Annotated in this window: 9 protein-coding genes; 7 read left to right on the top strand and 2 right to left on the bottom strand. The window is 40.9% G+C overall.

All coding sequences use genetic code 11. The features are described 5' to 3' along the window. Nucleotides 1-9: 9 nt before the first annotated feature. On the bottom strand, nt 10-1,734 hold the full coding sequence (locus ACL2XJ_RS25965) for a hypothetical protein (protein WP_413725031.1): 1,725 nt from the start codon (nt 1,732-1,734) through the stop codon (nt 10-12). Further along, the gene (locus ACL2XJ_RS25960; RefSeq protein ID WP_413725030.1) at nt 1,727-2,686 is read right to left on the bottom strand and encodes a glycosyltransferase family 2 protein; all 960 of its coding nucleotides are present in this window, start codon (nt 2,684-2,686) and stop codon (nt 1,727-1,729) included. The genes ACL2XJ_RS25965 and ACL2XJ_RS25960 overlap by 8 nt, the downstream gene beginning before the upstream one ends. A 970-nt stretch (nt 2,687-3,656) precedes the next feature. Here ACL2XJ_RS25960 and ACL2XJ_RS25955 point away from each other — a divergent pair. From ACL2XJ_RS25955 to ACL2XJ_RS25925, 7 genes are all read left to right on the top strand, one after another. Continuing rightward, nucleotides 3,657-4,457: an ABC transporter permease gene (locus tag ACL2XJ_RS25955; protein ID WP_413725029.1), complete on the top strand. Its 801-nt coding sequence runs from the start codon at nt 3,657-3,659 to the stop codon at nt 4,455-4,457. A gap of 15 nt (nt 4,458-4,472) precedes the next feature. Further along, complete coding sequence (locus ACL2XJ_RS25950) at nt 4,473-5,213, top strand: ABC transporter ATP-binding protein (RefSeq protein ID WP_413725028.1); 741 nt, start codon at nt 4,473-4,475, stop codon at nt 5,211-5,213. A gap of 546 nt (nt 5,214-5,759) precedes the next feature. Beyond that, nucleotides 5,760-6,773 (top strand): FkbM family methyltransferase, encoded by a 1,014-nt coding sequence (locus ACL2XJ_RS25945; RefSeq protein WP_413725027.1) that lies wholly within the window; start codon nt 5,760-5,762, stop codon nt 6,771-6,773. A gap of 658 nt (nt 6,774-7,431) precedes the next feature. Further along, on the top strand, nt 7,432-7,815 hold the full coding sequence (locus tag ACL2XJ_RS25940; protein WP_413725026.1) for a hypothetical protein: 384 nt from the start codon (nt 7,432-7,434) through the stop codon (nt 7,813-7,815). Further along, complete coding sequence (locus ACL2XJ_RS25935) at nt 7,812-10,349, top strand: glycosyltransferase family 4 protein (RefSeq protein WP_413725025.1); 2,538 nt, start codon at nt 7,812-7,814, stop codon at nt 10,347-10,349. Before ACL2XJ_RS25940 ends, ACL2XJ_RS25935 begins: the two co-directional genes overlap by 4 nt. Then, nucleotides 10,346-11,383, top strand: coding sequence for a GDP-mannose 4,6-dehydratase (gene gmd / locus ACL2XJ_RS25930; protein ID WP_413725024.1), 1,038 nt, complete (start codon nt 10,346-10,348; stop codon nt 11,381-11,383). The genes ACL2XJ_RS25935 and gmd overlap by 4 nt, the downstream gene beginning before the upstream one ends. Beyond that, the gene (locus ACL2XJ_RS25925) at nt 11,383-12,276 is read left to right on the top strand and encodes a GDP-mannose 4,6-dehydratase (RefSeq protein ID WP_413725023.1); all 894 of its coding nucleotides are present in this window, start codon (nt 11,383-11,385) and stop codon (nt 12,274-12,276) included. The genes gmd and ACL2XJ_RS25925 overlap by 1 nt, the downstream gene beginning before the upstream one ends.

Here is a 12,276-nt window from a genome sequence, read left to right as displayed (position 1 = left end):
AGTTTGCCCTTATTGAACTTTTAAGGGTAGCGTACTGATGCCGGTATGAGTATGCCAGCGCGATGTATATAAATCATATTCACACAATCCAGTCTGGATGTGATGCTTATTAATATAATTATCTACCCTTGAAATATAAGTTTCATGGGGTTGAAAACCAAAATCCCAGTCAGAAGGGTTGAACGTGGAAAAACCATTGATGGTTCTCAGAGCAAAAATCTCAGATAGGAGCATTGCGTCAACATTATGAGCGTATACGTTATAGGTGGCATCATCCTTTTTATTCAAGGATTCATCAAGACGCTGCCCACTGACAAAAAAAGATCGACATGACGGCGGCGGTTCCTCTGCTTGCTTAATAAAATTGAGCTGTTCTTGTCTATTAAGCCATTGACTTCTACCGAGATTAATTTGTTCCATTATTAAAAGGCAAGCCAGTATTATGGTTAAGCCTTTATATTTGTATCTGGCCACTTTGCCAAGGAAATAGACCACCAATACCGTTATCGGGAAATTCAGGAACAACGCATATCGCGCCGTAACACGCATTCCTTTCGCTCCGGGGACTAATTCCCATACTAATTTCCATAATGTATGATTGCCAAATTTAATCATTAATAGTAGTGACAAAATTACAGCTAATAAAAGACTTCTAATCAGAACGCTTTCTATGGTAAATGCTGAATTTTTGAAAAAATAAATCAGGGAAACAAGGCTGACGATCAATATAACGGGAGGGAAGCCAACCATAAACTCCCCACCAAGCTGAAAGTTAGGAGGAAAAATAGAAAAATAATGTTGGCTAAGCTTACCGAAAAGAAAATTAGTGTCGCCAGGATTAAGAAGATTAGTTAGACGGGGAGTATAACTAAGTACTTCACCAAAATGATGCACCCCGACTTTTTTCGCTGACTGCAAATAGACAATGAGAAACGGCAAAAAAGAAAGGAGGGTGACTATGGCTGGGATAATTATTTCATAAACATTAAATGATGGTCTGATAAAAGATTCATTATGGCGCCGTTTTTCCCAATAAGAAATCAAAACAATGAAGATAGTGAGAATCATTGTAAAGAAAATAAAAAACCAGGCCATATAAAAAGTACTTAACAGCCAACTGCCAAGCAATATCCCGGAAGCGGAGCCATATAGGATGGCTTTTTTTCTACTGTTCCCGCTGGTTAAAAAAAGCATATAGCGGTAAAGTAAAAGTGTCAGCAAAGGACTTAACGCTACGCTTAATAGTTGTGCATGGCCCGATTGGAGAACAAGATTATTATTTAGGGTGAATATACTGGCGCCGGTGATAGCAAGAAAGGGTTTTAGTCCAATACACCGGCGGCAAAGTGCATAAAATGAATAATAACCTATGGTCCTCAAAACAATATTAACGAGCTCCGCGGAAAGAAAAATATCAGTGCCTGAAAATCTAAAAAATGATGCTATCAAACCGTACAGAAAATAGCCATCATTATAACCCAGCGTATTGGGATAAGGTGAAAAATACCCTACAATATTCCAAGGAGATTTGCCTCTGAACACATTATACCAATGCTCCAGCAGACTATTCTCGATTAACCCGTCATACCGATCGCCGGTCAGTATATTAAATCCTGTTTCAAGCTGTACTCGTAAAATAAAGCTTATGACACAAAGATAAATAACGCTAACTACAATTATTTCTTTAAGCGAAATTTTCGACTTATCAATTTTGGTCGAAGCGATATTAAACATGTTCATTAGTCCCTTGATTACCATGAGGAAGGGGAAGTGATAGATAAAACAGGCGCTTAAACTCCCTGCGCCCCATGGTGATACATTCCAGGATTAACCCCGTGATAAATGCAATGGCCGAAAAGATGAGTAATCCCGTTGACAGTACCGCAGTCGGCAAGCGAGGAACTAACCCCGTAATGATATATTCATCAATAATGGGTATGGATATGCATATTCCTATTAGGGCAAATATTATTGCCAATATGCCATAGAAAAAAAATGGGCGTTCGACCGAATATAATTTAATGATAGTTTTTAGAATCTTTGCACCATCCTTATAGGTAGATAATTTACTCACTGAGCTTTCCATGCGGGGACTATAGGGGGTATCAATTTCGGCATAGGGCATGCGCAGTTCCAACGCATGCACCGTCAGCTCTGTTTCGGTCTCAAATCCCGTCGCCAGTGCGGGAAAAGATTTTACATAACGTTTTGAAAAAACCCGGTAGCCCGATAACATATCAGAGAATTCACCGCCAAAAATGAGTTTAACGCAACCGGTAAGAATTTTATTGCCCCAACTATGGCCGGGACGATAGGCTTCTTTGATCATATGAACACGCGCACCCACAACCATATCGAGATGTTCGGATATGAGTTTATCAATCAGTGCCGGGCAGCATGAGGCATCATAAGTCGCATCGCCGTCCACCATGACGTATATATCGGCGTCCACATCCGCGAACATGCGCCTGACGACATTTCCTTTGCCTTTTTGCATTACGTTAAATACTTGAGCCCCCTCACTCTTCGCAATTTGCACTGTATTATCAGTCGAATTATTATCAAATATGAATATTGATGCCTCTGGTAGCGCTTGACGAAAATCAGCTATAACCTTTTGAATTGAAAGAGCTTCATTGTAGCATGGAACAATGATGGCCACTTTATTACCAGCAAAATTATTCATAATAGCATTCACTAAAATAACAATCTAAAAGCCGTTCAACATGATTAAACTCTGCATATTGATCCCGTATTTCATTCCGGAAGCACATATTTTATCCTAAAAGCGTGGTTACTTAATAATAGTGGGAAAGCTCGAACCCGTGTAGCACGTTGCTTTGCAACGGTGGAAAACAGCAAGGCATCCGATATTCCCGCGAATTGTACCGAATTTTTCTGAGACTGAATAGTGCTTGTAGGGTTTTAAACCTTTTTTTAATCCAGTGTTAAGATGCCTCCTCTAGCACCATTTGGAAACAGGCATAGAATAATAGGATCGTTGAAAAGGTATGCTTGCAAAAGATTCTCGGTAATAGTGGGTTTGGGCGGCTATCATTGTTGACATGTGCGTAGCCCTAGCCTGCTGTTATAAACACCATTCTTCAGGGGGATGCGGACGAAAACTTGGACTGCTTGGGCGGGGGTTTCCATACTCATGCCAAGACCGCATTCGAGCGGGTTTGACATGGCATATTGAATTCAGCCACTTGGAGAGGGGTGAAATCATCACCTCCGCAAACGAACAGGTAACACAATGATCGGATTGAAAAAAGAGAACATCCGGCCGCGGAGGGGAAAAGGCGCACTCAGGCCCGTCGAATACCGAAGAGGCCCTAGACTTGCGGCATAGACCCATGCATGGTTTTTGCCGCATTCGGGGAATACCCCTATCGAATCAGAGGGCGCGACGGAGCGGCGAAGCGCAAAGGTCTTTTGGTGAGGTCTGGTATGAAAGATACCTCATGCAAAATTTGGTCAAAGGGCCCCCTTTATTCGTTCAAGAATTAACCAGGCTTAATGAGATTATTCGGAAAATACCTTTCAAGCCGCTACTTTTGTACAGATTAGATCCAAATCAAAAACGAAAGGGGTGACATAAACTGCATTGCAGATTAATATGTCCCTCTTTTATTGGTAATTGGTATTTTTTCACTATGGGCAATAGCTCAGTATCCATCGCATTTTCCGATATAGTCGCCGCCGCAAGACGATATTCCCTTGCCGGCATGCTTGGATGGCAAGATGTGCGCCAACGCTATAGACGCTCGTCCTTGGGACCGTTTTGGCTGACCATCAGTATGGGTGTTATGATAGGTACCATCGGTCTTGTTTTCGGAGGAATTTTTGCTACTCCGATGGCTGATTTTTTCCCATTTCTATCAATAGGATTGATTCTATGGGGCTTTATCTCCTCGGTGCTCACTGAGGGCTGTACCGGTTTTATTGGTGCTGAAAACATAATTAAGCAATTACCTATTCCCTTATTTGTACATATTTTACGAATGATGTGGCGTAATATTTTGATATTGGGGCATAATATTCTTATATTACCGCTTGTTTTTATTTTTGTTGGCAAGCCCCTTCATTTGATTTCCCTGTTTAGTATTTTCGGAATGTTTTTAGTCCTCATCAACCTCCTGTGGATTGTCTTGGTGTTAAGTATCGTGTGCGCGCGGTACCGCGACCTCCCACAAATGATTATCAGCGTATTGCAGGTTGTCTTCTATATTACACCAATAATGTGGATGCCCACGCTTTTGCCGAAACGAATAGGTCTGCAAATATTAAATTATAATCCATTATACCATTTAATAGAGATTGTTCGCGCACCGCTGCTCGGTGAATTACCAACGATGACAAATTGGGTTGCTTCGATTCTATTTGCCGTGGTCGGATGGTTTGTGGCACTTGTGATTTATGGGCGTTATAAGCGCCGAATAGCGTACTGGCTCTAAAAAAGAAGATAAAATATGGCATCTATTGAATTTAGCAATGTTTGTGTTGATTTTCCCATATACAACGCCAATGGTCGATCTTTAAAGAAAAGGCTAATTCAAGTTGCAACGGGTGGGCAACTTGGAGAGGATACACAAGGCCGCGTTATTGTTAAGGCGCTTGAAGGCCTGAACTTTACGCTGAAAGATGGTGATCGTGTAGGATTGCTAGGGCACAATGGCGCGGGTAAAAGTACTTTACTTCGCTTGCTGAGCGGTGTCTATGAACCCTCGTCGGGGACAGCCAGAATTCAAGGCCAGATAGGATCCCTGATAGATATTTCCCTCGGGATTGATCCTGAAGCAACGGGAAGAGAGAATATTTACATCCGGGGAGGATTATTGGGAATGACAAAATCGCAAATTACAAAACAGCTTTCTGAAATAATAGAATTTTCAGAATTAGGTGATTTTGTTGATATGCCCGTTCGAACTTATTCTAGCGGCATGCATTTGCGGTTGGCATTCTCCGTGTCTACAATTATGCGTCCTGAAATTTTGCTTATGGATGAGTGGCTTTCCGTGGGCGATGAAAATTTTAAGCGAAAGGCGGAAGAAAGAATGCACGAACTGGTTAAGTCTACCAATATCTTAGTCATCGCGAGCCATTCTAAAAAATTGATTTGTGATTTGTGTGACCGGGCAATCTGGCTTGAACATGGAAAAATCAAGCTTGATGGACCGGCTGAGGTTGTTGCCGATCAATATTTTTGTTGAGTTGATTGGCATAGCGACAACGGGATTCTCAGGTAGCTTGGACCGGTTTATTGGAGGACTCCGGCGAGTTTTTTCCAGTAAATCTTAAGTAGACGTATTAGATGACTCCCATTAGCTGCTCCTATTTACTCACAGCCAGCGCTGATCAAAAAATGAAGTATGTAGAGACAATACATTCATGCATATAACAGCGATGATACAGCAGAAACGTTAATATTTTTGATATTTTGTAACAATATATGATTTCTGCGTAAATTTTTGATATACTGTTTTTGAAATGTCTAAAAGTAATATTTTTAAAAATTTTACTTTGTAAAGGGTCTTTTTTTTGCTTTTGCGAAATAATAATCAGTGGTTTAATAAGATAGCATTTACTGTTATGGCGGTATATGTGGTATGAACTGAACCACGAATAAAATGCTATATAAAGAATTGTGCCCGCGCACTTATTAGACATATTTAATATTAAAAACATATAACAAAGTATTAACTAACATTCGTCCGGTTAAAGGGCATTGTTACTATCTCAACATTGGAGATTCAATTATGACCTTTGTATCTTTCGCGCAAAATTATGAAGATGTCATCCTTTGGCGTGCTCTGAATCGATTTGGTCCTGGCTTCTATATCGATGTTGGGGCCAGTGATCCCGTCAACGATTCTGTAACCAAGGCATTTTACGATCATGGTTGGCATGGCATTAACATTGAACCTATGAAGGAGTCCTACGACAATATATGTAAAGATCGTTTAAGAGATATTAATTTAAATATAGCGATCGACAAGCAAAATGGTACAAAAACGTTTTACAGTATTGACAGTGGAAATGGATTATCCACTTCGGTTAAGGATTACGCCGATAAATATACCACTGACGGGAAATGTGTAAATGAACTTGAAGTGGAGACGAAAACATTAGCTTATATTTTCAAAAACTTTGTGACCGGAGATGTGCATTTTTTGAAAATTGATGTCGAGGGCAGCGAGGAGTTTGTTCTTGAGGGAGCCGATTTTACCACTTATAGACCCTGGATCGTTTTGGTTGAAGCGACAAAACCCAATACTAGCGATTTATCATATCATAATTGGGAACATTTGCTTATTGATGTAAAATATACATTTGTGTATTTCGATGGACTGAACCGATTTTATGTTGCAAATGAAAAAGTAGAATTATTACAGCAATATTTTTCTGCGCCTCCTAATTATTTCGACTTTTTCGTTTTATACAGAAATAATTTAAATTTAGAAAAGTTATATATGTTTACGCAGGAGTTCCATGCTATATCTGAACTTGTTCTCAATAGAAGGGACGAAAGCGCTCGTGCCGGTAATGAGTCAAGTAACATTGAATTGAATGCAGATTCATTCGCAGACATAAAGAAAAATATAAACTTGTTGCTTATTGAAAATGAACGTTTAAGAAAATTAAACGACGATTTATGCAAGAATATAGATATTTTAGAGCAACAAAAAACAGAAATTTTGCAGAGCTATTCATGGTCTATGACAAAACCCGTGCGTGCGATTGTTGAAAAAATAAATAAATTGATCAGTTAATATTTTTTAGGACCATTGATTGATGGGTTTCTTTTACAAATACGTGCTGGTGGTTATACTGGTAAGAAACAGAGATTGGCCCATTTTCTGAGGGTTGTAGTCGAATTTAATATTCTGGATTGATGTTAAATTGTAGCGAATATGTAATAGATCCAGGTGAATTGTGGGGAAAATATTCAGACATATAAATGATATAGGCACTAGATGTCTATTTCGAATTTAAGCCGGCTTTCAGCAACTATAATCTTGTCTTAATGAGGAGATTTGTATTATGCGGCATGCGGCAAAGCGAAATGTGCATAACATCACAGTAATATTTTGTTACAATCTTAAATTGTGAATAAATGTATTAAATTGCACCATACCGTGCTGATTAGCAAACGACGATTGATATCAGAAACCAGATGCAAATTCTTGAGAACATGATCATAATAGCGAGTCTTTATAAGAAATTTTAAGTGAAAAATAAATTTGCACATGTTGAGGTTTTTAGGTATGCAATATTTATTACGTTAAGCGTTCAGATAATATAAAAGAAGTTATGTGTGGTGGTAGCTAGAAGCCAAGGGCGGTAGCGTGCTTAATTTTTCTGATGAGGGATTCCATTAAGGGTAAACGATGATGTATCACTCATTTAGCTCGATGGAAATGATGAAAAATGAAACTCCTGAAGGAGCACAATCCTATTCAGCCATGTGTTTTGGATAAGTCAGGAAGGATGGTTGTTATGCTTATATCCTTAAACTCTCTTTCAAGGGTGCTAATCAGGCCCAAAAAAATAAAATTTAAGGCAGTACTATTTATTAAGCATTCATTTTACGATATTTTATCTTATGTTTCTCGGCACCAAAAATTAAAGAATAAACTTGTCTCTATCGCCAAAAAAACACATTTACACACGAGATTGAGCTCTATATCTGCTCGTGTCAGTGCTTCCCGAAATAGTTCACGCGATTCCATCGACGCACTTTACAAAAAAGAAGAATTGTCTTTATACGCGAAAGAAATTTATAAGCAATTGACCGAAAAATATAAACCATGAAAATATTAGTTGATTTACAAGGTTGCCAGTCTTCTTCACGTTATCGAGGAGTGGGGCGATATGCTTCTGAATTAACGAAAAGTTTAATTCGTCGAGATAAGCAAAATGATTATACTTTGCTTCTGAATGGCGCCCTGGGTTTCGTTGATGAAATCAAATCAGATTTTGCTAGTCTCCTTCCCGAAAAAAATATCCTTTGCTGGACACAGTACACGGGCATAAGTTCAAGCACAAATCATAAAAAAGAAATTTTTATATCAGAAATAATTCGCGAAGCATTTATTTATCAACAAAATGCAGATTTGCTCTTCATCCCTAATTTCCAAGAAGGTTGGGAAGATGCGGCAGTAACATCGATAGGCAGATTACAAACCTTACGAAAATTCGCTACGAGCTTGAAAATAATTGCCACATTACATGATGTCATCCCATTGCTGAATGAAGATGAATATTTGGGCTTAAAGAGTCCTATAAGGCCATGGTATTTTGAAAAGCTCTCATATTTACATGATACAGACCTGCAATTAACCGATACCTATGCTTCCCAAGCTGAAATCAGCGCTAAACTAAATTTGCCGTCTTTGCACGTGGTTCCTTGTGGTATCAATAAAAAACAGTTCGGATATTTATCGTCTGACGAAACTAAGGATATATTACTGCGATTAAGTATCCCTGAAAAATTCATTCTTTATACGGGGGGGACGAATCCTCATAAAAATCTCATTAATTTATATAAAGCCTTTTCACAATTACCTCAGGATATTCAAGATCAATATACTTTAGTGGTCGCTGGAAAAAAACCGGTTGATATTGATAATATAATCAATATTTTGAGTAAGTTAGGAATAAGCACGAAAGTTTACTTCACTGGGTATGTTTCTGATACTGAATTGAGGGCGTTATATAGTAGCTGTGAATTATTTGTTTTCCCTTCATATCAAGAAGGGTTTGGAATGCCGCCACTGGAAGCAATGGCTTCAGGGGCAGTGGTTATTGCTGCTGATATTCCAGTTATGCGGGAAATTATTGGTAATGAAGTGGACTCATATTTTGATCCGTTCAATGTGACAAGTATTTCTGAAAAAATTACATTAGCAATTCGAAACGAGACCTTCAGGAAACTTTCCAAAGCAAACGCATTCAAGCGAGCCCAAATCTATACTTGGGATAAATCCGCCGAGAAATTCCTGGGCGTTATTTCTTCTATTGACACAAATCATTTCAGCAAGCGTGAGACGTTGACAGCGAATGAAATTTTATCGGCGGCGATTGAAGAAATAACGAATTCGAATTTTACGTTTACAAAAAATGATTTTTTACACATTGCGCTATTATTGAGCAAAAATATTGTGCCTGAGCACAGAAATCCTAAAAAATATATTGATATCAGCGCAATGATACATGATGATTCCAAAACCGGCATACAGCGTGTTGTCCGCGCTATTACAACTGAATTGACTAGTCTGGCTGATAATATTGAAGTTATTTATTCTTTTCCCTATGATCGGACTTTCCGAAAAGCTAAAAAAGACGCTACTCATTTTTATTGCGCTTCCGAGAGCGATGAAGTGGTAGACTTCTTTCCAAAAGATCAGTTGATTTATCTTGATCTGCACCCTTTATTAGCCGTTTCACACCGTATCATAAATAATGATCTCAAGGATCGTGGTGTGGAAGTCTATTATGTCGTTTATGATCTCATACCTCTTCATAAACCAGATAATTTTGTCGCTAAATTATCTTTAGAATTTACTGAATGGGCAAAAACGGTAAGTTATGCAAACGGTATTATTTGCATTTCACGTTCTGTAGCTGACGAATATATTGCTTGGATAAAAAGTCACGCACCTTCAAGAAAAACCGAACTTAAAGTGGGCTATTTTCATTTAGGTGCAGATATCAAAAATAGCCTTCCCACTTCAGGTTTGCCTGACGATGCAAAAGAAATATTGGATTACATCGACGGAAAACTAAATTTTATTATGGTTGGTACGTTAGAACCACGCAAAGGGCATATACAAATAATAAAATGTTTCGATGAATTATGGAGTCAAGGCATCGATGCTAATCTTTTAATCATTGGACGTCAGGGATGGTTGTCTGAAAATCTGGTTAACTTGATTAATGAACACCCTGAGCTTGGAAAAAAACTTCACTGGTTCAATGGCATTTCAGATGAATATCTTGATGAGCTCTATAAAAAATCAAGTTGTTTAATCGCGGCATCTGAAGCGGAAGGTTTTGGTTTACCATTAATCGAAGCGGGTATGAAAGGCATAGCAATCATTGCTCGAAATATCCCGGTCTTTAAGGAAGTAGCTGGAGAAAATGCGTTTTATTTTTCCGGCATAACCCCTCTGCAGCAGTCGGAAGAAATTAAACAATGGATTGATTTATGGAATAGAGGGATGCATCCCGTTTCTTCCGGTATGAAGTGCTTAACCTGGAAGGAAAGCGCTGAGCAATTCTTAAATTGTCTCAATAACAGCGTCTGGTATCATACGTGTAAGTTTGATGATGGAGATTTAGCGTGAGTAAAACTGCAGTTATTACAGGAATCACCGGACAAGATGGCGCCTATTTAACGGCGTTGTTATTAGAAAAAGGCTACAACGTCTACGGCACATACCGTCGTACAAGTTCGGTTAATTTTTGGCGCCTGAAAGAGCTTGGCGTCGATCAGCATCCGAATCTGCATTTGGTGGAGTATGATTTGACCGACCTGTCCACCAGTATCCGCCTACTCCAGCAGTCGGGCGCAACCGAGGTGTATAACCTGGCGGCGCAGAGCTTTGTCAGCGTCTCGTTTGCGCAGCCGGTGACCACCGCCGAGATAACCGGCATCGGTCCTCTTAACCTGCTTGAAGCCATTCGCATCGTTAACCCGAAGATTCGCTTCTACCAGGCCTCGACCTCGGAAATGTTCGGCAAGGTCCAGGCTATTCCCCAAAAGGAGGATACGCCGTTTTATCCGCGCAGCCCTTATGGGGTAGCCAAGCTTTACGCCCATTGGATGACCATTAACTATCGTGAAAGCTACGGAATTTTTGGTTGCAGCGGCATTCTTTTCAATCATGAATCCCCGCTGCGCGGGCTGGAATTCGTCACCCGAAAAATCACTGATTCCGTCGCTAAGATAAAGCTCGGCAAACTGGACGTGCTGGAACTGGGCAATATGGACGCCAAGCGTGACTGGGGTTTTGCCAAGGAATATGTCGAAGGCATGTGGCGCATGATGCAGGCCGACGAGCCGGACACCTTTGTTCTGGCCACCAACCGCACCGAAACCGTAAGAGATTTTGTTTCAATGGCTTTCAAAGCCGCCGGGTTCAATTTGCGGTTTGAAGGGCAGCACGAAGACGAAGTCGGCATTGATATCGATACCGGTAAAACGCTGGTGCGGGTTAATCCGAAATTCTTCCGCCCCGCCGAAGTCGAATTGCTGATTGGGCTGCCCGAGAAAGCCAAAAAGGTGTTGGGCTGGGAACCGAAAACCTCCCTTGAAGAGCTGTGCAAAATGATGGTTGAGGCCGATATGCGGCGCAACGAGCAGGGCTTTTCTTTCTGATGGCCGGCAATGGCAAAAGGGCCCTGATCACCGGGATCAGCGGATTCACCGGCCATTATATGGCGGCGGAGCTGTCCGCTGCCGGATACCGGGTGTTTGGTTTAGGTTCCATCGCTTCGGATCAGCCGGATTATTTCAACGTTGATCTGTTGGATTTATCGGCCCTTTCCGCCGTGATGGCTCAGGTGCGGCCGCATGTCGTGATCCATCTGGCGGCCATTGCTTATGTCGGACATGGCGACGCCAACGCGTTTTATCAGGTTAATCTGGTGGGAAGCCGCAATCTGCTCGAGGCGCTTAGCCACTCGGGCATAGCGCCGGATGCGGTGCTGATGGCCAGCAGCGCGAATGTCTATGGCAACAGCCGCGAAGGCCGGTTGGATGAGCTGACTCCACTTAATCCCGCTAATGATTACGCTGTCAGTAAGGCAGCGATGGAGTTTATGGCGCGGTTATGGCTGGATAAGCTGCCGGTTATCCTGGTGCGGCCGTTTAACTATACCGGAGTCGGTCAGGGCGAGAATTTCCTGTTGCCGAAAATCGTCAAGCATTTCAAAGAAAAAGCGCCGATCCTTGAATTAGGCAACCTGGATGTATGGCGTGATTTCACCGATGTTCGCGCACTGGTTAAAGCCTATATGGGATTAATCAACTCGGCCGCGGCAGGGCAGACGGTGAATGTCTGTTCAGGGAAAACCTACTCGCTACGTGAAGTGGTGGCAATGTGTGAAGTTATCACCGGCCATCATTTAAACATTACCGTCAATCCGGCATTTGTTCGTGCCAATGAAGTGAAAACCCTGTGCGGAGACGCCGGTAAATTGCGTTCCATCATCGGGGAGTGGAGTACGCCTCCGTTAGAGGAAACCCTGCGTTGGATGCTGGAAAGTTGA

It is taken from the genome of Sodalis sp. RH16 (genome assembly GCF_047324245.1).
Taxonomy (GTDB): Bacteria; Pseudomonadota; Gammaproteobacteria; order Enterobacterales; family Enterobacteriaceae; genus Acerihabitans; species Acerihabitans ligni.
The sequence above is the reverse complement of the archived record's forward strand: the minus strand, read 5'-3'. Positions and strand labels throughout refer to the sequence as shown.